Origin of the sequence: Rahnella sp. NRRL B-41462, assembly GCF_003263525.1 — a bacterium.
Classification (GTDB): domain Bacteria; phylum Pseudomonadota; class Gammaproteobacteria; order Enterobacterales; family Enterobacteriaceae; genus Rahnella; species Rahnella aceris.
This window is the reverse complement of record NZ_JYDF01000015.1, coordinates 1-24,543: the sequence shown is the minus strand read 5'-3', so window position 1 is coordinate 24,543 and position 24,543 is coordinate 1. Positions and strand designations below refer to the sequence as shown.

General features: G+C 49.3%; 24 protein-coding genes. 10 read left to right on the top strand and 14 right to left on the bottom strand.

Going from position 1 to position 24,543, the window contains the following annotated elements:
* Positions 1-41 precede the first annotated feature (41 nt).
* The 6 genes from UC14_RS05325 to rfaD are packed head-to-tail and all read right to left on the bottom strand — an operon-like array spanning position 42 to position 6,417.
* Positions 42-1,328: an O-antigen ligase gene (locus UC14_RS05325; protein ID WP_112197350.1), complete on the bottom strand. Its 1,287-nt coding sequence runs from the start codon at positions 1,326-1,328 to the stop codon at positions 42-44.
* Positions 1,325-2,329 carry a glycosyltransferase family 8 protein gene (locus UC14_RS05320; protein WP_112197349.1) on the bottom strand — a complete coding sequence of 335 codons (1,005 nt, stop codon included), beginning with the start codon at positions 2,327-2,329 and terminating at the stop codon, positions 1,325-1,327. The genes UC14_RS05325 and UC14_RS05320 overlap by 4 nt, the downstream gene beginning before the upstream one ends.
* Positions 2,322-3,419, bottom strand: a complete 1,098-nt coding sequence (locus tag UC14_RS05315; RefSeq protein ID WP_037035340.1) for a glycosyltransferase family 9 protein — start codon at positions 3,417-3,419, stop codon at positions 2,322-2,324. The genes UC14_RS05320 and UC14_RS05315 overlap by 8 nt, the downstream gene beginning before the upstream one ends.
* A gap of 2 nt (positions 3,420-3,421) precedes the next feature.
* Positions 3,422-4,405 carry a lipopolysaccharide heptosyltransferase RfaC gene (rfaC, locus tag UC14_RS05310; protein WP_112197348.1) on the bottom strand — a complete coding sequence of 328 codons (984 nt, stop codon included), beginning with the start codon at positions 4,403-4,405 and terminating at the stop codon, positions 3,422-3,424.
* Positions 4,405-5,454: an ADP-heptose--LPS heptosyltransferase RfaF gene (gene rfaF, locus UC14_RS05305; RefSeq protein WP_112197347.1), complete on the bottom strand. Its 1,050-nt coding sequence runs from the start codon at positions 5,452-5,454 to the stop codon at positions 4,405-4,407. Before rfaF ends, rfaC begins: the two co-directional genes overlap by 1 nt.
* 30 nt (positions 5,455-5,484) lie before the next feature.
* Positions 5,485-6,417: an ADP-glyceromanno-heptose 6-epimerase gene (gene rfaD / locus UC14_RS05300; protein ID WP_013577612.1), complete on the bottom strand. Its 933-nt coding sequence runs from the start codon at positions 6,415-6,417 to the stop codon at positions 5,485-5,487.
* Between the two features lie 242 nt (positions 6,418-6,659).
* Between rfaD and kbl the strand changes: the two genes are divergently transcribed.
* Together kbl and tdh are read left to right on the top strand one after the other, a co-directional pair.
* A complete protein-coding gene (gene kbl, locus UC14_RS05295) occupies positions 6,660-7,856 on the top strand; it encodes a glycine C-acetyltransferase (RefSeq protein ID WP_013577611.1) in 1,197 nt (398 codons plus the stop codon).
* Between the two features lie 9 nt (positions 7,857-7,865).
* Positions 7,866-8,888, top strand: a complete 1,023-nt coding sequence (tdh, locus tag UC14_RS05290; RefSeq protein ID WP_013577610.1) for an L-threonine 3-dehydrogenase — start codon at positions 7,866-7,868, stop codon at positions 8,886-8,888.
* Between the two features lie 67 nt (positions 8,889-8,955).
* Here the strand turns inward: tdh and UC14_RS05285 are convergent, their stop codons facing one another.
* The 5 genes from UC14_RS05285 to gpmM form a co-directional block, all read right to left on the bottom strand.
* A complete protein-coding gene (locus tag UC14_RS05285) occupies positions 8,956-9,885 on the bottom strand; it encodes a hypothetical protein (RefSeq protein WP_013577609.1) in 930 nt (309 codons plus the stop codon).
* A 2-nt stretch (positions 9,886-9,887) separates the two neighbouring features.
* Positions 9,888-11,111: a glycosyltransferase gene (locus UC14_RS05280; RefSeq protein WP_013577608.1), complete on the bottom strand. Its 1,224-nt coding sequence runs from the start codon at positions 11,109-11,111 to the stop codon at positions 9,888-9,890.
* Positions 11,112-11,292: 181 nt separating this feature from the next.
* A complete protein-coding gene (locus tag UC14_RS05275; protein ID WP_112197346.1) occupies positions 11,293-12,222 on the bottom strand; it encodes a divergent polysaccharide deacetylase family protein in 930 nt (309 codons plus the stop codon).
* A 2-nt stretch (positions 12,223-12,224) separates the two neighbouring features.
* Positions 12,225-13,517, bottom strand: a complete 1,293-nt coding sequence (gene envC / locus UC14_RS05270; protein WP_015690600.1) for a murein hydrolase activator EnvC — start codon at positions 13,515-13,517, stop codon at positions 12,225-12,227.
* A 145-nt stretch (positions 13,518-13,662) separates the two neighbouring features.
* Positions 13,663-15,207, bottom strand: coding sequence for a 2,3-bisphosphoglycerate-independent phosphoglycerate mutase (gene gpmM / locus UC14_RS05265; protein WP_037035330.1), 1,545 nt, complete (start codon positions 15,205-15,207; stop codon positions 13,663-13,665).
* Between the two features lie 304 nt (positions 15,208-15,511).
* Here gpmM and UC14_RS05260 point away from each other — a divergent pair, with 304 nt between their 5' ends.
* The 5 genes from UC14_RS05260 to cysE all read left to right on the top strand — a co-directional run bounded on the left by UC14_RS05260 (position 15,512) and on the right by cysE (position 18,711).
* Complete coding sequence (locus UC14_RS05260) at positions 15,512-15,943, top strand: rhodanese-like domain-containing protein (protein WP_013577604.1); 432 nt, start codon at positions 15,512-15,514, stop codon at positions 15,941-15,943.
* A gap of 53 nt (positions 15,944-15,996) precedes the next feature.
* A complete protein-coding gene (gene grxC / locus UC14_RS05255) occupies positions 15,997-16,248 on the top strand; it encodes a glutaredoxin 3 (protein WP_013577603.1) in 252 nt (83 codons plus the stop codon).
* Positions 16,249-16,312: 64 nt separating this feature from the next.
* The gene (secB, locus tag UC14_RS05250; protein WP_013577602.1) at positions 16,313-16,783 is read left to right on the top strand and encodes a protein-export chaperone SecB; all 471 of its coding nucleotides are present in this window, start codon (positions 16,313-16,315) and stop codon (positions 16,781-16,783) included.
* Positions 16,783-17,802: an NAD(P)H-dependent glycerol-3-phosphate dehydrogenase gene (gene gpsA, locus UC14_RS05245; RefSeq protein WP_013577601.1), complete on the top strand. Its 1,020-nt coding sequence runs from the start codon at positions 16,783-16,785 to the stop codon at positions 17,800-17,802. The genes secB and gpsA overlap by 1 nt, the downstream gene beginning before the upstream one ends.
* An 87-nt stretch (positions 17,803-17,889) precedes the next feature.
* The gene (cysE, locus tag UC14_RS05240; RefSeq protein WP_013577600.1) at positions 17,890-18,711 is read left to right on the top strand and encodes a serine O-acetyltransferase; all 822 of its coding nucleotides are present in this window, start codon (positions 17,890-17,892) and stop codon (positions 18,709-18,711) included.
* A gap of 52 nt (positions 18,712-18,763) precedes the next feature.
* Here cysE and trmL read toward each other — a convergent pair whose 3' ends face one another.
* From trmL to cpxR, 3 genes are read right to left on the bottom strand one after another with little or no spacing between them, the layout of a single operon-like run.
* Positions 18,764-19,237 (bottom strand): tRNA (uridine(34)/cytosine(34)/5-carboxymethylaminomethyluridine(34)-2'-O)-methyltransferase TrmL, encoded by a 474-nt coding sequence (trmL, locus tag UC14_RS05235; RefSeq protein ID WP_013577599.1) that lies wholly within the window; start codon positions 19,235-19,237, stop codon positions 18,764-18,766.
* Positions 19,238-19,274: 37 nt separating this feature from the next.
* Positions 19,275-20,645 carry an envelope stress sensor histidine kinase CpxA gene (cpxA, locus tag UC14_RS05230; RefSeq protein ID WP_013577598.1) on the bottom strand — a complete coding sequence of 457 codons (1,371 nt, stop codon included), beginning with the start codon at positions 20,643-20,645 and terminating at the stop codon, positions 19,275-19,277.
* Positions 20,642-21,343: an envelope stress response regulator transcription factor CpxR gene (cpxR, locus tag UC14_RS05225; protein WP_013577597.1), complete on the bottom strand. Its 702-nt coding sequence runs from the start codon at positions 21,341-21,343 to the stop codon at positions 20,642-20,644. Before cpxR ends, cpxA begins: the two co-directional genes overlap by 4 nt.
* 152 nt (positions 21,344-21,495) lie before the next feature.
* Here cpxR and cpxP point away from each other — a divergent pair, with 152 nt between their 5' ends.
* The 3 genes from cpxP (at position 21,496) to UC14_RS05210 (ending at position 24,513) form a co-directional block, all read left to right on the top strand.
* A complete protein-coding gene (cpxP, locus tag UC14_RS05220; protein WP_013577596.1) occupies positions 21,496-22,005 on the top strand; it encodes a cell-envelope stress modulator CpxP in 510 nt (169 codons plus the stop codon).
* A 347-nt stretch (positions 22,006-22,352) separates the two neighbouring features.
* Positions 22,353-23,339, top strand: a complete 987-nt coding sequence (pfkA, locus tag UC14_RS05215) for a 6-phosphofructokinase (RefSeq protein ID WP_013577595.1) — start codon at positions 22,353-22,355, stop codon at positions 23,337-23,339.
* Positions 23,340-23,523: 184 nt separating this feature from the next.
* On the top strand, positions 23,524-24,513 hold the full coding sequence (locus UC14_RS05210) for a sulfate ABC transporter substrate-binding protein (protein WP_112197345.1): 990 nt from the start codon (positions 23,524-23,526) through the stop codon (positions 24,511-24,513).
* Positions 24,514-24,543: the final 30 nt, after the last annotated feature.

The following is a 24,543-nucleotide window of genomic DNA, read 5'->3' as shown; positions in this document are numbered from 1 at the left end:
CAATCAACCGGGCCGGTGTAAGTTTCACAGCCCGGAAAAAATCATTGTTTTTCTATCGCGGGATGTGGCCTCATCCTGAGCATCATCAGGTAGGCAAATACCAGCACAATAAAATACGGTGATTCGCGATTGTAAAACTGGGTATCACCCATGCTGAAGTAAATTACCGGGACCGACAGTAATAAAAATTCGTAACCTTTGGGCACCAGCCTGAAGGGATAGAGCAATAATACGGCGAAGAAAAGTACCATAATCAATGCGCCTAAAATTCCCTGTAATGACATTGTATCGATAATATCATTGTGCAAATGGAACTGAAGATTGCGTAACGCTTCCGGGTTTCCGCCTTCATGCTCATCGATGAACGTGGTGGCAAGTGCATTGCGGCTGTCGGCGGACTGACCAAACGGGTGATGTTTGAAAGCATCCACTCCGGCTCGCCACATTGAGAAACGCGCACCGACTGAAGTATTACGCTCCCCGTCATTGTAAGAGGTAACCTCGTTTTGGAGATTATCGAAGCGGGTGAGGACTTTATTGTAATAAGGATGACCAGAAGTCACGGCGGCAATAATTAAGACCGCAATGGCAAAACCGTAGATGATTTTAGACGTATGCGAGCTTTTGGTGAAATCGTAAATAATGCTGCCTGCACTAATAAGTATAAAGAGTATTATTGCAGAGCGGGTTTCTGTGGCAGCGAGAACCGCAAAAGTTAGCGTCATCACAATCAGACAAATGAGCCTGTAATGCTTTAACGCATGATATTTAAGACTGTACATCACCAGCAAAGAAAAAATAGTAAATGTATAGGCGCCGGAAGTCGGAGCGTCAGAATTTATTTTCATTCTTTCGCCTGTCTTTAAATAAACAATGATTCGTATGACGGATATAACGATAAAAAGAATCGTCATAATAGCTATCCCCGTGCGCACTGTCAGTGCAGGGATTTTCCATTTGTGAATGTTATGTTCAATGGCATACAGAATAAATGAAGCTAATATGAGTCTCTTACCGCTAATTTGGTAATGATAGGCAATGAGCGGATATTGATGGTTTACGGTGAGCATAACCCAAAGCAACTTGCTGATACCCAGAAGTAGAATTGTGCAGGCAACCGGGTAGAATTTAATTTTCTTATCAACACGCAGGGTGACGTAGATGAAATACAGGACAGCAATATACGTTGCGATATAAAAGAAATTCCGGGTTATTTCACCAGAGTACATAAAGAAAGAAATGGAAATGGTAATCAATAAGAATAGTAAAGATGCAAGTTTATCGTCAAAAGACGATTTTTTTATCTGTGCCATCAGATTACTTTTCATAAAGAGCTTTTCCTGAAAATCTTATTATTCATATATTTGGTCATCCAGCGCAAGCTGGTCAGGTAGCGACCCTTATGCCAGAGTGCCTGGGCATAGCGTTTCATCTCTTTATAGGAAACCGGCACGTCATGTGGGACTGCGTGCCATGGGGATTGCGCATAATATTGATCATAAATATCGGCCAGTTCTCCCATTCCCCAAAGGTGCCAGGGTTTACATTTACCCGTATAATGAATCAGGATGGTATCTTTCGGGATATCAACTCTCTTTCCCACTTTATTTAAAATGATGTCACACACAAAATTATATCTTTTAGGAAGCAGCAGAACTTCCTGTTCCAGGACAATATTAAGTGCGTCCTGGTCAGGGAATTTAAATTCACTTTCCTGAAGGCTAAGTGTCCGGATGATCCGCTTAGTTGTATTTTTCTCAAGCCATTGAGGGATATTGATGTATAAGAATCCTGAGTTGAAATAATTTCCCTTTGTCAGACTTAACTGTGAACAAAGTTTATTTCTTGCCCGTTGCGTATCATTGACGGCTGCCAGCGTATAAGGGCTGATATCCATCTCGCTCAGTTCTTTATAACTGCCTAAACATAATGTGTCCGCGTCAAGGTAGAGTAATTTTGATGTGACGCCAGAAAGGATGTAGGGAGTGAATAACCGATAATAAATAGCCTGAGGATAGCGCCCCATCAGCGGTAAAGCAGTGAACGCAGATTCTTTAAAAACGTAACAGGTGATGGCCAGCGGATGATTTGCCGCCAGCTCAAGCAGCCGGGATTTTGATATTTCATCGAGCGCACTGCCAAATATATGAATATGAAAAGCTAAGTCAGGATTGTTTTTCAGAACAGAAAAGACAGTGACCCCCATACCACGGGCATAGGCATTATTTATTCCGAATGCGATATGGACCACAGGGAGTGATGAATCCCCTAAATTATTCACGAGCTCTTCTTTATGCTCGAGATAGCTCATATATTCATGGTCAGACATAGTGTTGTACCTGACTTGTTTTGCTTATAACAAATGAACGTATTTTCTCCAGTTGAGCATCACTGAGTGAAAAAAGTTCTTCAGCACTGTGCCGGAATTGATAAGGTGCTGAGAAAATAAAAGATTCAGGCGCGAGTTTTTTATCTTCAGGCGTCAGGATGAGTGGCGCATAGGTTGGATGCTGCTCGGTTAAGTCACAAGGACCCGCTAAACATACCACTGGGATATTCACCGCATCTGCGATATACACGTTTCCAGAATCTGAGGCGATATACATATCCATCTGAGAAATGGCATGTGGGACTTCATGCAATTTTAGCTTACCGATCAGGTTAATGATGTTTTCGCGAGCACTGAGTTTTTCCAGCAACTGATCAAGGTATTTCTGCTCATTCTCCGGGCCAAAAACATAAAACTGACAAGGAAGGCCAGCCAGGGTATTAAGGATTTTAATCCATACCGCTGTCGGAATTGTTTTAGCTTTATTGCCTGCCGAAATGCTGATACCAATTTTGACCTGCTTGCTTGCCGCCAGCTCCGGCAAGGTTTTTTCAGGTATCCACAAGGGAAGGGTGGCATGTTTAGTATAGCTTTCTGCACTGAGGCTGGGGTCTGCCAGCTTAAGATAACTTTCCAGCGTAAAATCGGTTTTCTGATGCAAACGAACAACGTCGGCCGTCTGATAAAAAATTCCGTGATACCACTTGCGGGTATAAGCGATCAGAAAGGCTTTATGCTTCGCATTACAGAAGGCGGCATAGAAGCCGTTAACGCTGTTAGGTTGCAGCAGATAAATATTGTCGTAGCGGTTGAGCAGGCGAAAGGCGAGACCAATTTTACTGACTAAAGATTTTTTGTAATCTTCAATGAGATAAATAGAATCGATCGTCGAATCGTGTGCAGCCAAAGGCAAAACCGTTTTACTGATCAAGACATCTGATTTTTTTAAATGCTTCAGTAAAGGCGTGATATTGACGAAATCACCAATTTTGGCGGTTTGTATGACCAGATTTCGTCCTTTGCCCTGATGAAAAGGCTTCATCAGCATTTTGAACGGCCACAGCAAGATGAAAATAATCACGTAGCTCATGGTCAGTTCACTTCCTCTTTCGCAGCGGTCAGATCACTCAGACGCTCAAAGACGGTTTTGGCTGATAAGTTTTCCAGTGAATTGTTCTCGGCTTTGAGGATAAACTGATTCTTTCCATACCCGCCAATCAATCCCGGATCGGTCGGTCCGTAAAGCGTGATATTTGGACGATCCAGCGCGGCAGTCAGATGGCTCAGCCCCGTATCAACAGAAATGACCGCTTTCGCACCGGCTAAAACCTCAGCAACTTTTTCCAGACTCAACTTGGGCAACACCTCGACATAAGGGAAACCTTCTGCCAGACGCAATGCGCGCTGATGTTCATGGTCTGCCCCCCACGGAAGTTTGATGCGGATATCTTGCCCGCCGAACATGCTGATCAGCTCACGCCAGTGTTCTTCCGGCCAATGTTTATCGGCGCGGGTGGTGGCATGAAGAAACACCAGATACCGGCCCGCGTCGGCAGGAAGATGGGAGAGGAAACGTGCTGCAATAGCATAATCTCCCTGGCCTGATGGCTTTTCATAGCCCAGGCTTTTCGCAAACAATTCCCGGGTACGCTCTACCGCGTGCTGCTTTTTATCGATTTCATGACGCTGATTGTAGAACCAGCTGGCGAATGGTTCACGGGCACTTTTACAATCCTGACCGTGTTTTTCACCTTTGGCGACACGGGTGATCAGTGCCGCGCTTTTAATCAGACCCTGAGCATCAATGATCGCATCATAGGTTTGAGACTGAACTTCGCGTTTGAAGTCGCAGCGTTGCTGACGGGTTTCAGAGCCGAACCAGTTTTTACGCCAGCGGCGGATGGCGACAGGTATCACGCGATCAACGGCAGGATGCCAGCCGGGGATCTGGCTAAATCCTTCTTCCACGACCCAGTCAAAGCGGATCCCGGCAATGGCCTGCATAGCATCCGTCAACGCCGGAAGGGTATGCAGAACGTCGCCCATGGACGACGTTTTGACGATGAGAACCCGCATTAAAGCTCCTTCCTTGCGCTCAGCAACTGGGTGAGTTCCTGATAAACTTGTCCGGGTTGAATATCAATTAAACTTTGGTGATAGCCTTCTTCAGCATCGCCTTTACGGACTTTATGGTAGCCAGTGATCAGACGTATAACTTTTGCCTGATGGCTGAGGGGCGGTGTGAAGCCCGGGCTGCTGGGCCCGTAAAGTGCTATCAGCGGTTTATCCAGCGCGGCGGCAACGTGCATCAGGCCTGAATCATTACTGACGACCGCATGACAGGCGGCAATCATCACCACCGCCTGATCCAATGAGGTTTTCCCCGCCAGATTGAGACAGAAAGGTTGTGCGTTTTCTGTCAGTGCCAGGCGGATTTGTTCACCTGCTGCGTTATCTTTTGCAGAGCCAAAGAGCACCACCTGATAGCCTTCGCTGATCAGTTTTTCAGCCAACACCGCGTAGTGATAATGAGGCCAGCGCTTTGCCGGACCAAACTCTGCGCCAGGGCAGAAACCAATCAGCGGCCGGGTGTTATCCACAGAGAATGAGGTTTTAACCGCGGTGACTTCAGCGTCGCCGACCTCTAATTTAGGCCAGAGAATGGGTTGTGGAAGATCAGCGGCAGTTTTGATTTGCCGGGCATCGTAGCCCAGAGCAGCATAACGCTGAACCATCAGTGGAAAAGCGGGTTTATCCAGCACCCGCAAATCATTGAGCAGACCATAGCGCATTTCGCCACGCCAGCCGGTGCGTTGCGGAATACGGGCAAAGAAAGGAACCAGCGCCGATTTAAACGAGTTAGGCAGAACGAATGCACGCTGATATTTCTCATTGCGCAATGAAATACCCAGACGACGACGTTCGCCCAATTCCAGCGCACCGTGGCCCAGCGGCATGGCCAGCGCCTGATGTACTTCCGGCATGCGATCAAGTAAAGGACGGCACCATGCAGGTGCCATCACGTCAATTTGAGCGTCGGGGTGCGCAGCTTTCAGGGTGCGATAAAGACTTTGTGACATCATCATGTCACCGACCCATGACGGCCCAATTACCAGTATTTTCATACCGTTAATCCATTCCTCAATGTGCAGGGCTTAAACTGTGCGGTTAAGCCAGCTCATGTATTCCGTAACACCTTCGGCAACCGTTTTGAACGGTTTGTCGTAACCGGCGTTACGCAGGGCCGTCATGTCGGCCTGTGTGAAGGACTGGTAACGGCCTTTGAGTTTTTCCGGGAATGGAATGTATTCGATATCGCCAGACTTGTGGTATGCCACGACAGCATCTGCCACGGCCTGGAAGGATTCCGAACGTCCGGTACCGCAGTTAAAAATGCCCGAAACACCGTTTTGCCAGAACCACAGGTTCACGGCTGCCACATCACCCACGTAGATAAAATCGCGTTTGAAGCCTTCGCTGCCCGAGAACAGTTTTGGGTTCTCCCCGGCCTTGATCTGATTATTCAGATGGAACGCTACGCTCGCCATGCTGCCTTTATGGCCTTCACGCGGTCCGTAAACGTTGAAATAACGGAAACCACAAATTTGAGATTCAGCGTGCGGCAGAATTTCGCGAACATACTGGTCAAACAGGAACTTAGAGTAACCATAGACGTTCAGCGGTTGCTCGTATTTACGCTCTTCAACAAAGCTGGTGCTCTGGCTACCATAAGTGGCTGCGGAAGACGCATAAAGGAAGGGAATGCTACGATCTAAACAATAATGCAGGACATCTTTAGAGTACTGATAGTTGTTATCCATCATGTACTTGCCGTCCCACTCGGTAGTGGAAGAGCATGCGCCTTCGTGGAAAATGGCGTCGATATCACCCAGATCGTCGCCGGCCACGATGCTGGCGATAAAATCTTCTTTGTCGCAATAATCCGCAATATCCAGATCCACCAGATTGACGAACTTGGTGCCATCTTTCAGATTATCCACCACCAGAATATCGCGGTATCCCATATCATTGAGCGATTTAATAATATTGCTGCCGATAAAACCAGCGCCGCCAGTGACGATTATCATGGGATTCACCTTTAATCATTTGAAGAACTGCGCACCATGCACAGCCTGTATATTGGGTAATATCATAACACTTCATTATGAAGCTCACATTGGGAAGGTGTCCGATAACAGGGATTCTTATGTTTCAGAGCGTAAGGCGTGAACTATGCTGCAAAACAAAGATATTGTGAGCACTTCCATCGTTATTTTATATGCAGATTAGTAAGGTATTCCGTGAATGAGTCATTTCAGGAGAATACTGTATGTCTGTTTCGTTTTATCGCCAGCTGGAAGATCAGCTGGAGCAGGCCCGGGTTGAAGGGCTGTTTAAAGAAGAACGCATTCTCACCACGCCCCAGCAGGCTGAAGTCTCCGTCGCTGGCGGCCGTCCGGTCATCAATTTTTGCGCCAACAACTACCTTGGCCTGGCGAATCATCCCGAACTGATCCGTGCTGCAAAAGCCGGTCTCGACAGCCACGGTTTCGGCATGGCTTCGGTCCGCTTTATCTGCGGCACACAAGATACGCACAAAGAACTTGAACATCGTCTGGCTGACTTTCTCGGTATGGACGATGCGATCCTCTATTCCTCCTGCTTTGATGCCAACGGTGGGTTATTTGAAACACTGCTGGGTGAAGAAGACGCCATCATTTCGGATGCGCTGAATCATGCCTCAATAATCGATGGTGTTCGCTTATGCAAAGCGAAACGCTATCGGTATGCCAACAACGATATGTCTGAACTGGAAACCCGTTTGCAGCAGGCAAAAGATGAGGGTGCCCGTCATATTCTGGTGGCAACTGACGGCGTATTTTCAATGGATGGCGTGATAGCCAACCTGAAGGGCGTGTGCGACCTGGCCGAACGGTTCGACGCGCTGGTGATGGTCGATGATTCCCATGCGGTAGGTTTTGTCGGTGCCGAAGGGCGGGGAACGCACGAATATTGCGATGTGATGGGGCGCGTGGACATCATCACTGGCACGCTTGGCAAAGCGCTGGGCGGGGCTTCCGGCGGTTATACCGCTGCGCGTCAGGAAGTGATCGACTGGTTGCGTCAGCGTTCGCGGCCATATCTCTTCTCTAATTCCCTGGCACCGTCGATTGTTTCTGCCTCCCTGAAAGTGCTTTCCATGCTCGAAGAAGGCAGCGAACTGCGTGAGCGTTTGCTCAGCAATTCAAAATTGTTCCGCGAGAAAATGACCGCCGCGGGTTTCACGCTGGCGGGGGCTGATCACGCCATTATCCCGGTGATGCTTGGCGAGGCTCGTCTGGCTCAGGAGTTTGCGTCGCTTTTGCAGCAGGAAGGGATTTACGTCACCGGCTTCTTTTACCCGGTGGTGCCTCAGGGGCAGGCGCGCATCCGTACTCAAATGTCAGCAGCGCACAGCACGGAACAAATCGAAAAGGCCGTTGAAGCCTTCACCCGTATTGGCAAAAAACTTGGCGTGATCGCCTGAGGAATGTCGATGAAAGCTTTAGCAAAACTCAAACGTGAAGAAGGCATCTGGATGACGGATGTGGCCGTGCCGGAATTAGGGCACAACGATTTGCTGATCAAAATCCGTAAAACCGCCATTTGCGGAACCGATGTGCACATCTACAACTGGGACGAATGGTCACAAAAAACCATTCCCGTACCAATGGTGGTCGGACACGAATATGTCGGCGAAGTGGTGGGCATCGGGCAGGAAGTTAAAGGTTTCAGTATCGGTGACCGGGTGTCGGGCGAGGGGCATATTACCTGCGGACACTGCCGTAATTGCCGGGGAGGACGTACGCATTTGTGCCGCAACGCACAGGGCGTGGGGGTAAACCGTCCGGGCGCTTTTGCTGAGTATCTGGTATTACCTGCTTTTAATGCGTTTAAAATCCCAGACAATATTTCTGATGATCTGGCTGCCATTTTTGATCCCTTTGGTAATGCTGTGCATACCGCATTGTCGTTTGATCTGGTCGGCGAGGATGTTCTGATCAGCGGTGCCGGGCCGATTGGCATCATGGCGGCAGCCATCTGCAAACATGTTGGTGCCCGCCATGTGGTGATCACGGATATGAACGAATACCGTCTGGAACTCGCGCGCAAAATGGGTGTGACGCGGGCGGTGAATGTCAGCCAGCAAAGCTTGCAGAATGTGATGGATGAGCTGGGCATGACGGAAGGGTTTGACGTCGGGCTGGAAATGTCAGGTGCACCTGCGGCATTTCGCAGCATGCTTAACGCCATGAATCATGGCGGCCGGATTGCGATGCTGGGCATTCCATCGACCGAGATGGCAATCGACTGGAATCAGGTGATTTTCAAAGGACTGTTTATTAAAGGGATTTACGGAAGGGAAATGTTCGAAACCTGGTACAAAATGGCCGCCCTGATCCAGTCAGGATTAGATCTTACACCTCTGATTACGCACCATTTTCCGATTGATGAATTCCAGAAAGGGTTTGATGCGATGCGCTCCGGGCATTCCGGCAAAGTGATACTTAACTGGTAATCTGGCGCTCTGAAAATGCAAAAGCCCGCTGAAAATAGCGGGCTTTTGCTGATAGCGGGCGCAGTCTTTACGCCGCAGGACCGGCCATTTGTTTCTCGTCATCCGTCAGATAACGCACTTTACGGGTGTAATCCTGACCTTTGAATAACAGTTCATTATCCGGTGAAGCCAGATACTTTTGCCATTCTGTCAGCGGGAAGCCGCCATGAGCGCCGATCACTTCTTTAGGGATAACCGACGGTGTGCCGCCAATTTTTTTCGATACCGGCCAGTTCATCCAGTCGCCCAGATTGACGCTTTTGATGTCCAGCGTATCCAGCATGGCCGCCAGAGGCAGTTGATCTGTCGGGGGCTGGTTGTCTGGCAGAATGTTCCATGTATCGATGAAAAACATAATCCACAGCGGGCACAAACGCTCCCAGGTTTTACGCGTGGCGGCTAAAAAAGCGCCGTTCACGTGATCGACAATATAAGGACGCACGCTGTTTTTGTAATACGCCGGGATGATCTCAGGATCACAACCGTCCAGTTTGGCAATCATCTTGCCCTGACGGAAACTTGAATAAATATGATTTTCATGTAACTGAATTTCCGGCATTTTAAGCAAATTAAGATCGGAATCGATCATCAAAATACCGTCAGTTCTGGCCTGCAAAGGCGCCATCAGTTTGATCAGGCGGCTGAGATAAATTTGTTTATAACGATAATCACCGGATTTGGTTTCAGGGTGAAGCGTGACGATCCGGACTTTCTCCGGTAACGGGCGAAACTGGCTGGCAGCCTGATCGGTAACAATCACGATTTCCTGTAATGCGGTCGCAAATTTATCGGCAAACTCTGCACACAGACAAGCTTCTTCAATATAGTCAGCCCCCGCGGAAGGGATCACCACAGACGTCACGCTGTTCTTTGGTTTTCCTGCCATGACGGTCCCGTCATACGGCAAATTATGGCGTGAAAGAATGTGACGATATTTTGGATTTAGAAATTTGAACATATTCAGCCTTGTTTCTTTTTCACACTGCTTAAAACGGTTTCAACGCCTGAGACATATTTTTCAATTGCAAATTTTTCGCGAACAGTCAGATTTGCCTGCTCTGCAATTTCATTTCTCAGATGGGCATTGAGATACAGTGTTTTCATATGATTAAAGAGCATATCAATATCGCCATACTCAAATAACATGCCGGTTTCTGCATTTTTAATCAGTTCGGCTGTACCGGTGACATTCGAACCAATCACCGGCGTTTTCAGCAGCATGGATTCCAACACGACCCGCGGAAGCCCTTCACTTTTTGAGCCTAATATAAAGGCATCAAACGCGGACAGATATTCCAGCGCATTGCTCTGGAAGCCTGTAAATACCACTTTATCCATCATATTCAGAGCCGAAGTTTGCTGAATGAGACGGCGTAAATTCGGGCCTTCACCCACAAACACCATTTTCCATTTAGCTTCCGGAAATGCGCGATTAAATTTGTCTAGTGCCAGTAATGTGAAGTGATGAGCTTTGCGGTTAATCAGAGAACCTATACTGCCAAAGATGAACGTGTCGTTGTCGGCGGCTAATTCTTCCCGGATTTTTGTGCCTTCGGGCAATGGCTGATGAATATCAATGCCATTAAAAACGGTAAAACATAACTCTTTGCGTACACCACGTTTGAGCAGCTGTTCCTGAACGCCTTGAGAAACAGAGATAATGCTGTGGCAGAACCGGTTAACGATGCGCACAACCTCCCGGTTGAGCACCGGTTCAATGCGACAATGCTGTACGATTTCTGTGGGTAAACCGGCAGTAGAATAATAGCCTTCGACGTTAGAGCTGGGCTGATTATTCATATAGAGAATGTCAAACTGACCGAGTTCAAGCAGGGAGTGAATTTTGCGGATATTGGGATTAATACGCCAGATTTTGTCGATAGAGTAAATGGCTTTCTGACGCAAATTACTGCTAAAGAAAAACAGCGTTCTTAATACTTCTTTAGCTATTTTCGCCCAGGCAGGTTGCTTAACCTGCGGAATAAAAAATACCGGTACATTCAGTGAGTTTAAAATCTGACTGATAGTTTCGCCGTTGTCCCGGGCGTAATCGTTGTAAAAGCAGCAGCTGATTTCATATTTTTCACGATCGATTCTTTTCAGCAGTTCTAACATGCTGTTAGTCCCGCCTCCCCATTCCTTGCCACTATCCAGTAGCAGAATTTTAGATCGATCTTGTCCCATCGGTTAGCGCCCTTGCTCAGTCCGGTCAAAAAAATATACAGCGCCCATTATATGAGGCAAAACCCAGAAGCTCTACTTTTTAGTTTGGCTATGAAATCAATTGATATCAATAAGTTAGTTGGTGATGCCAAATATATGCGTACCACCAATATAATCAGGAAACCGCCAATGAGTGCGATTTCTACTTTTTAGTAAAAGTTGTTATCACAGAATACTGCCGTTCAACAAATGCCGCAGCGGGTGAAGATTTCAGGCTTTCCCCGAGAATTTTAAACATGCTGTCGGCATAAATCTGCGGGAGAGGTTGCCTGAGGTGGCAGACGCTGATGCCTTTACGTGATGATTTTACGGGCGCAATCGTGACCTTACCGGCGGGTATGCTGCGCTGGGGTTCGTTCAGCAGATCACTTGGCCTGACCAGAACGATATCGGAAGGTAGATTCGGCAACATTTGCTGCAGTACTTTCACTGTCGTCGGATGCGGGTGTCCTATCGCGATGGCATATCCATTCTTGCGTGCGAGCTGAATTGCGCGTTCAAACTGACGGCGGATTTCCGCTTCATTCTGCACATCATCTAAAAAGACATTGCGCTTAATGACTTTCACCCGGGTGCCCTGAGCCGCTTTGACTGACTGGGTGTTACCAATGGTCATGCTGTCGAGGAAAAACAGGTTGTGGACATTCATTGCCTGCATGACATTTTCCATCCCGGTCAGGCTGGAGGTCATAGCACTACCCATATGGTTATTGATGCCAATCGCGTAAGGGATATTGCTGATCGCCTGATCGACAATACGTTTCACTTCTGCGGCGCTCATGGAGGGGGTCAGCGTGTCTTTTTCCAGCGGTTGCTTACTAAGTGGCGCCATCGGCAGATGGATCAGAATTTCACGCCCCTGCTGGTGAGCCTTGTTCATCATCATCTGTGAATCGGGTGCGTTGGGGAAAATCGCGACGGATACCGCTTTTGGCATCTGAAGTACCTGGTTTTCCTCATGCTGGCGATAACCAAAGTCATCGATCAGGATGGATAATTTCGCTGCCTGAACCTGACAAGCAAAAAACGCAGTACCACAAAGGGCAGCTAAAACGGACTTGTTATATCGCAATGCTATCTTCCCAACCACGGCTGTGGATTAACGGCCTGGCCCTGACGACGAATTTCAAAATACAGCGATGGCTGGCCTTGTCCGCCGCTGTTCCCAACTTTAGCAATGGCCTGGCCCGTTCTGACCTGGTCGCCTACGCTGACCAGTGCATCCTGGTTGTAACCGTACAGGCTCATATCGCCTTTGCCATGATCGATAACCACAACCAAACCGTATCCCTGTAACCAGTCCGCCAGAATGACGCGTCCGTCAGCAATCGCCCGGACATCACTGCCTTCTCTTGCTGAGATCACAATCCCTTTCCAGCGTAGTTCACCCTGCAGTTGTTCGCCGAAGCGATGTATCAACGAACCATTAACAGGCCACATATTTTGACCTGATGGTCTGCCCAGACCGCCGGTACGGGCCATCAGAGATTGCTCGCTTTGGGTCGGTTTGTAGGTGGAACCGGATTTCTTCGCCTGCTGTTCTTTCGCTCTGACTGCCGCAGCTTCACGCGCTTCTTTTTCTGCGCGTGCTTTGGCAGCACGTTCGGCAGCGGCAATTTTGTTTTGCAGGCTGGATTCGTTAGCGCGCAGTTCGGTCAGGCTCTGTTCATCTTTTTGCAATGAAGACTCCAGTGCCGTGAGCGTTTGCTTACGGGCGGCACGAGCCTGTTCGAGTTTCTGCTGCTGGGTTTGTTGTTCACTCAGCAGGCTTTTTTGCTGGGTTTGTTTCGATTGCAAAGAAACACGCTGTTCAGCCAGCGTGGCTCGGGTCTGTTTCAGATCCTCAATGGTTTTCTGTCGCGCTTCATTCAGATAACCAAAATAAGCCAGGATCCTCTCGCTGCGAGCGCTCTCTTCGCTGCTCAGCAGTAATTGCAGGCCTTTATGCTGCCCGATCCGGAATGCGGCATCGAGCTGCTTTGCCAGAATAGCTTCCTGCGTCTTTTGCTGTTTTTGCAATTTATCAATGGACGCATTCAGCCCGGAAATGTCTTTTCCCAACGTGGCGAGGGTTGACTGAGTGCTGCGTAACTGACTGCTGGCTGAGGCGATGGTTTTTTCCTGCGCCTGCAATTGCTGCAATAACGTGCCTCGTTGCTGTTTCTGCTGTTTTACGCTTTTCTCTTTTTCCGCGATGTTTTGCTGAATGGTTTTGAGCTGATCTTTATTGTCGTCAGCATGCACACTCACAGAAAGAGACAGCAGGGAAACGCAAAGTAGTAAGGCTGGAGATGGGAAGGCAGATACGGCCTTGTCCTGAGCGGAAAGGCGGGTTCTCATCAGGCTGAAATGATTGAATTTGCTCAAACTTTTTTCCGCTTGTCGACCGTGGATGATAGACAATATGGCTGTCCCTTTTCGTATCGTAACACTAATCAACCCGCTGATGCACAAACAAAAAAGGCGTACCAACGGGTGTCAGTACGCCTTTTTTGACGGTTTTTAACAGAAATTAACGCGCGATAAACAGCGGCTTGCCGCTCATTTCCGGCGGAATTTCCATGCCCATCAGTGAAAGCATAGTTGGCGCGATATCAGATAATTTACCGCCTTCAACCGCTTGTGCATTTCCGCCGATATAAATCAGCGGAACCGGCAGGCTGGTGTGTGCAGTGTGTGCCTGACCGGTCGCCGGGTCACGCATTTGTTCTGCATTACCGTGGTCGGCGGTAATCAGCAACTGACCACCCACGGCTTTCACTGCGTCCACAACCTGAGCAACACATTTATCGAGTGCTTCAACGGCACTCACTGCTGCGTCGTAAACGCCGGTATGACCGACCATGTCGCCATTCGGATAGTTACAAATGATGGTGTCGTACTTACCACTGCTGATTGCGCCGAGCAGCTTTTCCGTCAGTTCAGCAGAGCTCATTTCCGGTTGCAGGTCATAAGTCGCCACGTTTGGTGATTTCACCAGAATACGGTCTTCGCCTTCAAACGAATCTTCCATGCCCCCGTTAAAGAAGAAGGTGACATGGGCATACTTCTCGGTTTCAGAGATACGCAACTGCGTTTTGCCGTGCGCCATCAGCCATTCACCCAGCGTGTTTTTCAGTGATGCCGGTGGATAGGCGCAGGCTGCGTTGATGTCTGCAGCATATTCGGTCAGCATGATGAAATCGCCGAAGTTGATGACTTTTTCGCGGGCAAAACCATCGAAGTCCGGACTGATAAAGGCGCGGGTGATTTCGCGGGCCCGGTCTGCGCGGAAGTTCATGAAGATCAATGCATCGCCGTCATTGATGGCTGCGGATTCTTCGCCTGCTGCCTGCAATACGGTTGGCTTCACGAATTCATCATTTTCATCACGGGCATAAGCGGCCTGCAGGCCAGCCAGTGCATTATCGGCAGTAAATGCGCCTTTTGCCTGTGACATCAAATCATAGGCCAGTTGCACGCGATCCCAGCGGTTATCGCGATCCATGGCGTAATAACGGCCCACGATTGACGCAATACGACCCGTACCGATTTGTGCGAATTTCTCTGAGAAGCGTTTCAGCGCCGCTTCAGCGCTGCGTGGTGGTGTATCGCGACCATCCAGGAAGGCATGCAGATAAATGGCTTTCGCGCCACGGCGTTGCGCCAGTTCGACCATCGCCATGATGTGGTCTTCGTGGCTATGAACGCCGCCCGCAGACAACAGTCCCATAATGTGAACCGCTTTGCCTGCGGCGATTGCGCGATCAACAGCGCCAGTCAGTACGCTATTATTAAAGAAGTCGCCTTCTTTAATTTCTTTGTCCAGACGGGTGAGATCCTGATACACGATGCGGCCGGCACCTAAATTGACATGGCCTACTTCGGAGTTTCCCATCTGACCATCAGGCAGACCGACGTCCAGCCCGGATGCGGCGATAAGGGTATGCGGGTGAGTGGCCCACAGATTATCCATGACGGGGGTTTTGGCATTCAGAATTGCGTTATCTTGTTGTTCTTCACGATGCCCGTAGCCATCCAGAATCACCAGAACCATCGGTTTTTTGTTGCTCGACATGTCAATTGACCTCAGTTTAAAAGATGAAATGCTCAATAGGCTCGCCAGTTGCAACGGCATGAACAGGCGCGGCTAAATGCACTCAGGCGGGCTGATTTTACCCCAGCGCCGTGTGTGAATAGCCCGAGGAGATCAAAGATGAGGCGGGGTGAGGGTTAACTTTCGGCATAAAGCCGTGTTAATTTTCCAGGATGTGCCGCAGATTGTGGCATTCACCCGCGCTTACTGGCTGTATTTGCTCCGACGCGCAGGTATACTCTGAAGCCTTGAATTTTCCCCCAACTGACGGGAGTTGCTACACCCCATGCAAGATATTATGCCATTCATCAGTGCGCATCCGGTTCTCAGCCTGGCGTGGGTTGCGTTACTGATTGCAGTAATTGTGACCACCTTTAAAACACGTTTTTCTAAAGTGAAAGAGATCACCCGTGGCGAAGCAACCCGCCTGATTAACAAAGAAGATGCCATCGTTGTCGATGTTCGCGCGCGTGAAGAATTCCGCAAAGGCCACATCGCTGAATCACAGAATGTGTTGTCTGCTGACATCAAGAACAACAACCTGGGTGAGCTGACCAAACATAAAGCACAGCCTGTTATCGTGGTTTGTGCCACAGGACAAACTTCCCGCACTGCGGCTGAAGGCCTTATTGCTGCTGGTTTTGAGCGTGTGTTTACACTCAAAGAAGGTATCAGCGGCTGGAGCAGTGAAAACCTGCCTTTAGTGCGCGGTAAATAAGACATTAAGCCAACTGCTACGGCACTCAATTTTACGACTCTGAGGTGGAACCCATGGCAAAAATTGAAATCTACACCAAGGCAACCTGCCCTTATTGCCATCGTGCGAAAGCTCTGCTTAATAGCAAAGGAGCTTCATTCGATGAAATCGCTATCGACGGCGATGCAGATAAACGTGAAAAAATGATCGCCCGCAGCGGTCGTTCAACCGTTCCTCAGATCTTTATCGACGGGCAGCATGTCGGCGGTTGTGATGATTTACATGCACTTGATGCACGCGGTGGCCTTGACCCAATGCTGGGTTAATAAAGGCGGCGGCTGTTTTTCATTAAGTGTTTAAAAGGACTATTAACCCGAGGGTACTACTCACATGTCAGAACAAAATAACACCGAGATGGCTTTCCAGATCCAACGTATCTACACCAAAGACATCTCTTTTGAAGCGCCAAATGCGCCTCAGGTTTTCCAGCAAGACTGGCAGCCAGAAGTTAAACTGGATCTTGATACCGCTTCCAGCCAGCTGGCTGAAGGCGTATATGAAGTCGTCTTGCGTGTGACGGTAACTTCTTCACTGGGCGACGAAACTGCGTTCCTGTGCGAAGTTCAGCAGGGTGGTATCTTCACTATCTCCGGTATTGATGGCAACCAGATGGCGCACTGCCTGGGTGCATATTGCCCGAACATTCTGTTCCCGTATGCCCGTGAGTGCATCACCAGCCTGGTTTCCCGCGGTACCTTCCCGCAACTAAACCTTGCACCTGTTAACTTTGACGCTCTGTTCATGAACTATCTGCAACAGCAAGCTGAAGGCGAAGGTGCTGAACCGCATCAGGATGCCTGATGAAAACCGTCAATGCGTCAATGACAGTGATCGGTGCCGGCTCGTACGGCACCGCTTTAGCGATTACTCTTGCCAGAAATGGCCATCCCGTTGTGCTGTGGGGACATAATCCCGACCACATCAACGCATTACAACGTGCCCGTTGTAATCAGGAATTCCTTCCTGATGTTCCGTTCCCCGATAATCTGTTGCTCGAAACCAATCTGTCTGTCGCGTTAGCGGCCAGCCGTAATGTGCTGGTTGTGGTACCCAGCCATGTATTTGGTGACGTTTTGCGTCAGCTGAAACCCCATTTGCGCCCTGATGCGCGTGTGGTATGGGCGACGAAAGGGCTGGAAGCAGAAACCGGCCGTCTGTTGCAGGATGTCGCACGCGAAGAACTCGGTGATGCCATTCCGTTAGCGGTGGTTTCCGGGCCGACATTCGCCAAAGAACTGGCGGCAGGTATGCCAACGGCAATCTCACTGGCCGCCACTGATGCCAGTTTTGCCGAAGATCTGCAGCAATTGCTGCACTGTGGCAAAAGCTTCCGTGTTTACAGCAATCCCGATTTTATCGGGGTTCAGTTGGGCGGTGCGATTAAAAACGTTATCGCGATTGGTGCCGGAATGTCCGATGGTATCGGCTTTGGGGCTAATGCAAGAACCGCGCTGATTACCCGTGGTCTGGCTGAAATGACCCGCCTGGGTTCCGCTTTAGGCGCTGATCCGGCCACATTTATGGGCATGGCAGGCTTGGGTGATTTGGTGTTAACCTGCACAGATAACCAGTCCCGTAACCGTCGCTTTGGCATTATGCTGGGGCAAGGCAAGGATGTTCAGACTGCTCAGGACACCATCGGTCAGGTTGTTGAAGGCTATCGCAATACGAAAGAAGTACGGGCTCTGGCGCAGCGTAATAACGTTGAAATGCCAATCACTGAACAGATTTACCAGGTCTTGTACTGCGGTAAAGATGCGCGTGAAGCGGCGATCAGTTTGCTTGCCCGTGCGAGCAAGGATGAAAAACACAGCCACTGAAAGGCATCTGCAGAATAGCCACCTTGTTGGTATTCCCGACAGGGCGGCTTTTTATTACCCGAACTTGCAAAGTCGTAAGGAAAAGTGATGTCGCTAGAAGAATTAGAACTGGTCTGGAATAACATTAAATCAGAGGCGAGAGCGCTGGCTGAGTGTGAACCGATGCTGGCCAGTTTTTTCCATGCGACGTTGCTAAAACATGAAACGCTGGGCGGCGCGTTGAGCTACATTCTGGCCAACAAGTTGGGCAATCCGATTATGCCTGCGATGGCGATCCGTGAAGTTGTCGAAGAAGCCTATCGCAACGACGAACAAATGATCCTCTCTGCTGCCCGTGACATTCTGGCTGTGCATCAGCGTGATGCGGCAGTCGACAAATATTCCACCCCGTTACTCTATCTGAAAGGATTCCACGCGCTGCAGGCATACCGTATCGGTAACTGGCTGTGGAAGCAGGATCGTAAAGCGCTGGCGATTTATTTCCAAAATCAGATTTCAGTGTCATTCGGCGTAGATATTCACCCGGCGGCGCGTATTGGCTGCGGCATCATGTTTGACCACGCCACCGGGATTGTCATCGGTGAAACGGCCGTGGTTGAGAATGACGTATCGATTCTGCAATCTGTGACGCTTGGTGGTACAGGAAAAACCTGCGGTGACCGCCACCCTAAAATCCGTGAAGGCGTCATGATTGGTGCCGGTGCGAAAATCCTCGGCAATATTGAAGTGGGTGCTGGTGCGAAAATCGGTGCGGGCTCAGTCGTGTTGCAATCCGTTCCTCCGCACACCACGGCTGCAGGCGTTCCGGCGCGAATTGTCGGGCGTCCGGAAAGCGAGCGTCCTTCCATGGATATGGATCAGCATTTCAACGGTATTGCGCAGGGTTTTGAATTCGGCGACGGTATCTGACGGTTTTTCAGATGGCATGAATCTGCATGCCATCTTCTTCACTTCCATTCCGCTATTCTTTCAGCAATGCGCCCGGATATCCCAGTTGACGCCAGGCTTCATAAACCACCACAGAAACAGCATTCGACAAGTTCATGCTGCGACTTTCTGCGCGCATAGGAATGCGAATTTTCTGCTGTGCGGGCAGATTATCCAGAATAGACGCCGGTAAGCCGCGAGTTTCGGGGCCAAACAGCAGGAAATCATTATCCTGATAGCTCACGGCGCTGTGCGCTGGCGTGCCTTTGGTTGTCAGGGCAAAAAGACGTTGTGGATTTTCGCTGCTGAGGAAAGCGTCATAATTAGCGTGATGCTTTATATGGGCGAATTCATGGTAATCGAGCCCGGCACGGCGCAGACGTTTATCGTCCCAGCCAAAGCCCAAAGGTTCGATGAGGTGAAGCTGACATCCGGTGTTGGCACACAGGCGGATAATGTTGCCGGTGTTGGGCGGGATTTCTGGTTCAAATAAAACAATGTTAAGCATGCGTCCCCCTGATAGAGGGACGCAGAATAGCAGAATCTTAACGCTGGTGCAGCGGCAGCCAGATAATCAAACGAAGGCCGCCCAGCGGGCTGTCTTCGGCTTTTACCTTGCCTCTGTGCTGCTGAACCGCGGTATCCACGATCGCCAGCCCAAGGCCGGTGCCGCCGGATTCCCGATCACGCGCTTCATCAGTGCGGTAGAACGGACGGAAAATCTGTTCACGATCTTCTTCACTCACACCAGGGCCATCGTCATCAACGGTGATGGTGATCCCTTCACTGTCGTGGGCGAAGTTCAGGACAATGTGATGATGCGAATAACGCAGGGCGTTACGGACGATGTTTTCCAGCGCACTGTCGAGAGCCGCAGCATTACCGATCAGTTTCCACGGGCCAGGTGGCGACGTGACCTCAAGGTTTTTACCCATCTGTTCGGCTTCAAACTGTGCATCATCAATCACACCCGCCCACAATTCGCTGGCCTTCAGGGTTTCGCGCGATAATTCATTTTTATGCTGGCTGCGTGATAACACCAGCAGGTCATTGATCATGCCATCAAGGCGCTGAGCCTCATTTTCGATACGTTGCAGCTCTTTACCCTCACCATGACGACGTCTCATCAACGCGGTGGCCAGTTGCAGGCGCGTCAGTGGGGTACGTAGCTCGTGTGAGATATCCGAAATCAGCCGTTGCTGTGCTGTTACCATTCGTTCGAGTGCGCTGACCATCTGGTTGAAACTGGCACCTGTCGCAAGGAATTCCTGCGGTCCGGCTTCGAGTTCCGGATGCTGCTTGAGATTGCCGCGTGCAACGTCGTCTGCGGCGTTTTTCAGCTTACGTGCAGGTTTTGCCAGGCTCCACGCCAGCCAGAGCAACAGCGGGGCGCTGATCAGCATGGTGACGATTAGCAGCAATAGCGGACGGTCGAACATCAGGTTGATAAAATCAGACTGAGAACTGCTGGCGGGGCGCATCAGGTAAAGCTGGTAGTTGTCTTCGCCATCACGAACGGAGAAAGGCCCCACCATTTCGACGCGACCATATTTTTTCTTCTTTGGACGATCTGAGTTATCCGACTGGCCGATAAAGTTACGTACGATCTGCATTTCATTGCGCTGAGCGCCAATAACGCGCCCTTCGCTGGTCACCAGCAACAAGCGTTGACCCGGCGGTGCCCATTTGTCGATGGCACGGAACAACCGGCGCCACCACATCAGGTCATTGGCAGGATCGGTCGCCAGTTCAGCTTCAACGTGTTGTTCAATCATCAGGCCTTGCCGCTGCTCGTTATCAAGCAACGGCGTAATCTGGCGTGAATCGAGTTTCGGCACCATTAATACCAGCATCAGCACTAAGGCTAATGTGAACCAGAAAATGGCAAAAATACGTGCCGTAAGACTGTTTATCATGAAGCAGAAACCATCAGATAACCGCGTCCACGCAGGGTTTTAAACCATGGATGTCCGTCCTGACGATCGGGTAATTTACGGCGTAAATTGGAGATGTGCATATCAATAGCACGGTCAAACGGCGTCAGACGTTTACCCAGCACTTCCTGACTCAGATGTTCGCGGGAAACGACCTGTCCGAGATGTTTTGCCAGTAAGTACAACAGGGTGAATTCAGTGCCGGTTAAATCCAGCGCTTCACCGTTAAAGCTGGCTTCCTGACGGCCGGGGTTCAGTTGTAAGCCATCGACTTCAAGCGTCGGTGAACCGTTGTTCTCATTGGTTTGCTGCTGTTCGCTCCAGTTAGAACGCCGCAACATGGCCCGGATACGTGCCACAAGCTCACGGTCGTTAAACGGTTTTGGCAGATAGTCATCGGCACCCAGTTCGAGGCCGAGGACACGGTCTAATTCACTGCCACGAGCAGTTAACATAATCACTGGCGTCTGATGGCGCTGGCGTAATTCTTTAAGGGTTTCAATGCCGTTTTTCTTCGGCATCATCACGTCAAGTAACAGAAGATCGATGGTATTATCGATTTTCTCTAATGCCTGCTCACCGTCGTAAGCCACTACAACATTAAAGCCTTCCATTTCGAGCAATTCTTTCAAAAGTGAAGTCAGTTCACGGTCGTCATCAACTAACAAAATTTTATTCATTGTATTTACCTCTAGACGCAAAATACGTCATCAATTGCCGCTATTCCATGACTTTACGTACTTTTACAAGCACTGACGCTTGTTTGCAGCAGCAGGTTTAGACTGCTTTTCAATGATTCGCGATGAAGCGATAAAGACTTTAGGAGTATGTGATGTTTAAGGCAGCTTCATTCGGTTTGGCCACGCTTCTGACGCTGAGTTCAGGTGTCGTTTTAGCAGATGGTGCGAAACCAGTGTCGGCGATGCCAGCAGAACATGATAGCACGATGTTGGATAAGCCTCAGGAACGCAACACCATGTTTGATGGTGTAAATCTTACTGAGCAACAGCGCCAGCAAATGCGTGACCTGATGCACCAGGCTCGTAAAGATCTACCCCATGTAAATGTAGAACAGATAGAAACGATGCACAGGCTGGTTACCGCCGAAAAGTTTGATCAGGCCGCCGTGCGAGCACAAGCTGAATTAATGGCTCAGGAGCAGGTGGATCGTCAGGTCGAAATGGCCCGCATCCGCAACCAGATGTTTAATCTGCTGACCCCTGAGCAAAAAGATGTATTGAACCAGAAACATGAGCAGCGCATGAAACAGATGCAAATGCAGTTATCTGGATTACAGCCCTCTTCTGCCCAGAAGACGAGTAGTACCAGCACGACCGAGTAAGATCCCTGTTTTTCCTTGCCATAGACACCATCCCTGTCTTCCCCCATCGAAAGGTGGGGTTTTTTTTGTCCTCAATTTGGGTTGGATTTGCAGAACAGGAAATTAACAAGGTGGAAATGTGATCGTAACGAACTGGAAATATCTTGTAAAAGCCGTATGAATCAGTAAATTGCGATGTACCGAGCGGTGTATGCGTATTCTTGCTGACTTGAATCAATTCAGCACCGGTGTTTTGTTATACTATAGGCTCAAACGCTAATAAGCCCTTTTGGCTGCATAAAAAAAATTCGCCCAACAGGCTGGCTCAAGATTCTTAAGAAATTGCATCTACAAGTTCAGAGGTAGTCATGATCAAAAAAATTGGTGTACTGACAAGTGGTGGCGATGCCCCAGGCATGAATGCTGCGATCCGTGGCGTTGTCCGCGCCGCTTTATCTGCAGATTTGGAAGTCTACGGTATTGAAGATGGCTACCTCGGCATGTATGAAAACCGCATGCGCAAACTGGATCGCTACAGCGTCTCCGATATGATCAACCGTGGCGGTACTTTCCTGGGTTCAGCACGTTTCCCGGAATTCCGTGATCCAGAAATGCGTAAAGTTGCGCTGCAGAATATGAAAGACCGTGGTATCGATGGCCTTGTGGTTATCGGCGGTGACGGTTCATATGCCGGTGCAGACCTGCTGACCAAAGAAGGTGGCATCCGTTGCATCGGCCTGCCAGGCACAATCGATAACGACGTTGCGGGCACTGACTACACTATCGGTTTCTTCACGGCGCTGGGCACAGTGGTTGAAGCCATTGACCGTTTACGTGATACCTCCTCTTCACACCAGCGTATCTCTATTGTTGAGGTGATGGGCCGTTATTGCGGTGATTTGACCTTAGCAGCAGCGATTGCCGGGGGTTGCGAATTTATCGCTATCCCTGAAGTTGAATTCAAACGTGATGATCTGGTTGCTGAAATCAAAGCCGGTATCGCGAAAGGCAAAAAACATGCCATCGTTGCCATCACCGAGAAGTTAGATGACATTGAAGAACTGGCTAAATACATCGAGAAAGAAACCTGTCGTGAAACGCGTGGCACGGTATTAGGTCATATTCAGCGTGGCGGCGCACCTGTCGCTTATGACCGTATCCTGGCTTCCCGCATGGGTGCGTATGCTGTTGACCTGTTGCTGGAAGAAGATCGTGACTATTCTCAGGGCGGTTTCTGCGTGGGTGTTGAAAACGAGAAAATGGTTCACGAACTCATCTCGATTTGTATCGCGCCAGAGAACAAGAAAAGCAAATTTAAAGAAGACTGGTACGACACGGCGAAAAAACTTTTCTGATTCAGCTTATTGCGTGTTTAAAAGAACCTCCTTTGCGGGAGGTTTTTTTTCGCCACTCTTTTTGTTTATTCCATAAAGTAATAGAAAAAAACCTTTTATTCTTTATGTGTTTCGTTTTTATCTGGCACGCTCTCTTTAACGAACAAATAAATGAAATCCATAGAAACTATTTCGGGAGAGTACGATGCGTAAATGGGCTGCAGGTTTGGGATTGCTGTTGGTGGCAACCGGAGCAATTGCCAAAGATATTCAGATTCTGAACGTGTCATACGATCCAACCCGCGAATTCTATGAACAATATAACAAGGCATTCAGTAAATACTGGCAGGGCAAAACCGGTGATACCGTCACCGTACGCCAGTCGCATGGTGGCTCAGGCAAACAGGCTACGTCAGTAATTAATGGCATTGAAGCGGATGTGGTAACACTGGCGCTGGCTTATGACGTTGATGCTATTGCAGAACGCGGCCGTATCGATAAAAACTGGATCACCCGCCTGCCGGACAACTCTGCGCCTTACACGTCCACCATTGTGTTCCTGGTGCGCAAAGGCAACCCGAAACAAATTCATGACTGGAATGATTTGATCAAACCGGGTGTATCGGTGATTACGCCGAACCCTAAAACGTCTGGCGGCGCACGCTGGAACTATCTGGCAGCCTGGGGTTACGCGTTGCATCACAACAACAATGACAAAGCGAAGGCTCAGGATTTCGTGAAAGCATTGTATAAAAACGTCGAAGTGCTGGACTCCGGTGCACGTGGCGCAACGAATACTTTCGTTGAACGTGGTATCGGTGATGTGCTGATTGCCTGGGAAAACGAAGCGTTGCTGGCAACAAAAGAAGTCGGCAAAGATAAGTTCGAAATCGTCACGCCAAGCGAATCGATTCTGGCGGAGCCAACGGTTTCTGTGGTTGATAAAGTCGTGGATAAGCGTGATACCCGTACAGTGGCGGATGCTTACCTGAAATACCTGTACTCGCCGGAAGGCCAGACTATCGCGGCAGAAAATTATTACCGTCCGCGTGATCCGGAAGTGGAGAAGAAATTCGCGGCTGAATTCCCGAAACTGAAACTGTTCACCATTGATCAGGTTGCAGGTACCTGGGCTGAGGCGCAGAAAGACCATTTTGCGACAGACGGAATTTTCGACCAAATCTCCAGGCGTTAATCGCCATGTTACAGGCAATAAAAAACCCCG

Bases quoted from the DNA above. Each gene is read 5' to 3' on its own strand.
- UC14_RS05325 (WP_112197350.1), bottom strand. From the start codon at position 1,328: ATGAAAAGTAATCTGATGGCACAGATAAAAAAATCGTCTTTTGACGAT.
- UC14_RS05320 (WP_112197349.1), bottom strand. From the start codon at position 2,329: ATGTCTGACCATGAATATATGAGCTATCTCGAGCATAAAGAAGAGCTC.
- UC14_RS05315 (WP_037035340.1), bottom strand. From the start codon at position 3,419: ATGAGCTACGTGATTATTTTCATCTTGCTGTGGCCGTTCAAAATGCTG.
- rfaC (WP_112197348.1), bottom strand. From the start codon at position 4,405: ATGCGGGTTCTCATCGTCAAAACGTCGTCCATGGGCGACGTTCTGCAT.
- rfaF (WP_112197347.1), bottom strand. From the start codon at position 5,454: ATGAAAATACTGGTAATTGGGCCGTCATGGGTCGGTGACATGATGATG.
- rfaD (WP_013577612.1), bottom strand. From the start codon at position 6,417: ATGATAATCGTCACTGGCGGCGCTGGTTTTATCGGCAGCAATATTATT.
- kbl (WP_013577611.1), top strand. From the start codon at position 6,660: ATGTCTGTTTCGTTTTATCGCCAGCTGGAAGATCAGCTGGAGCAGGCC.
- tdh (WP_013577610.1), top strand. From the start codon at position 7,866: ATGAAAGCTTTAGCAAAACTCAAACGTGAAGAAGGCATCTGGATGACG.
- UC14_RS05285 (WP_013577609.1), bottom strand. From the start codon at position 9,885: ATGTTCAAATTTCTAAATCCAAAATATCGTCACATTCTTTCACGCCAT.
- UC14_RS05280 (WP_013577608.1), bottom strand. From the start codon at position 11,111: ATGGGACAAGATCGATCTAAAATTCTGCTACTGGATAGTGGCAAGGAA.
- gpmM (WP_037035330.1), bottom strand. From the start codon at position 15,207: ATGTCGAGCAACAAAAAACCGATGGTTCTGGTGATTCTGGATGGCTAC.
- UC14_RS05260 (WP_013577604.1), top strand. From the start codon at position 15,512: ATGCAAGATATTATGCCATTCATCAGTGCGCATCCGGTTCTCAGCCTG.
- grxC (WP_013577603.1), top strand. From the start codon at position 15,997: ATGGCAAAAATTGAAATCTACACCAAGGCAACCTGCCCTTATTGCCAT.
- secB (WP_013577602.1), top strand. From the start codon at position 16,313: ATGTCAGAACAAAATAACACCGAGATGGCTTTCCAGATCCAACGTATC.
- gpsA (WP_013577601.1), top strand. From the start codon at position 16,783: ATGAAAACCGTCAATGCGTCAATGACAGTGATCGGTGCCGGCTCGTAC.
- cysE (WP_013577600.1), top strand. From the start codon at position 17,890: ATGTCGCTAGAAGAATTAGAACTGGTCTGGAATAACATTAAATCAGAG.
- trmL (WP_013577599.1), bottom strand. From the start codon at position 19,237: ATGCTTAACATTGTTTTATTTGAACCAGAAATCCCGCCCAACACCGGC.
- cpxA (WP_013577598.1), bottom strand. From the start codon at position 20,645: ATGATAAACAGTCTTACGGCACGTATTTTTGCCATTTTCTGGTTCACA.
- cpxR (WP_013577597.1), bottom strand. From the start codon at position 21,343: ATGAATAAAATTTTGTTAGTTGATGACGACCGTGAACTGACTTCACTT.
- cpxP (WP_013577596.1), top strand. From the start codon at position 21,496: ATGTTTAAGGCAGCTTCATTCGGTTTGGCCACGCTTCTGACGCTGAGT.
- pfkA (WP_013577595.1), top strand. From the start codon at position 22,353: ATGATCAAAAAAATTGGTGTACTGACAAGTGGTGGCGATGCCCCAGGC.
- UC14_RS05210 (WP_112197345.1), top strand. From the start codon at position 23,524: ATGCGTAAATGGGCTGCAGGTTTGGGATTGCTGTTGGTGGCAACCGGA.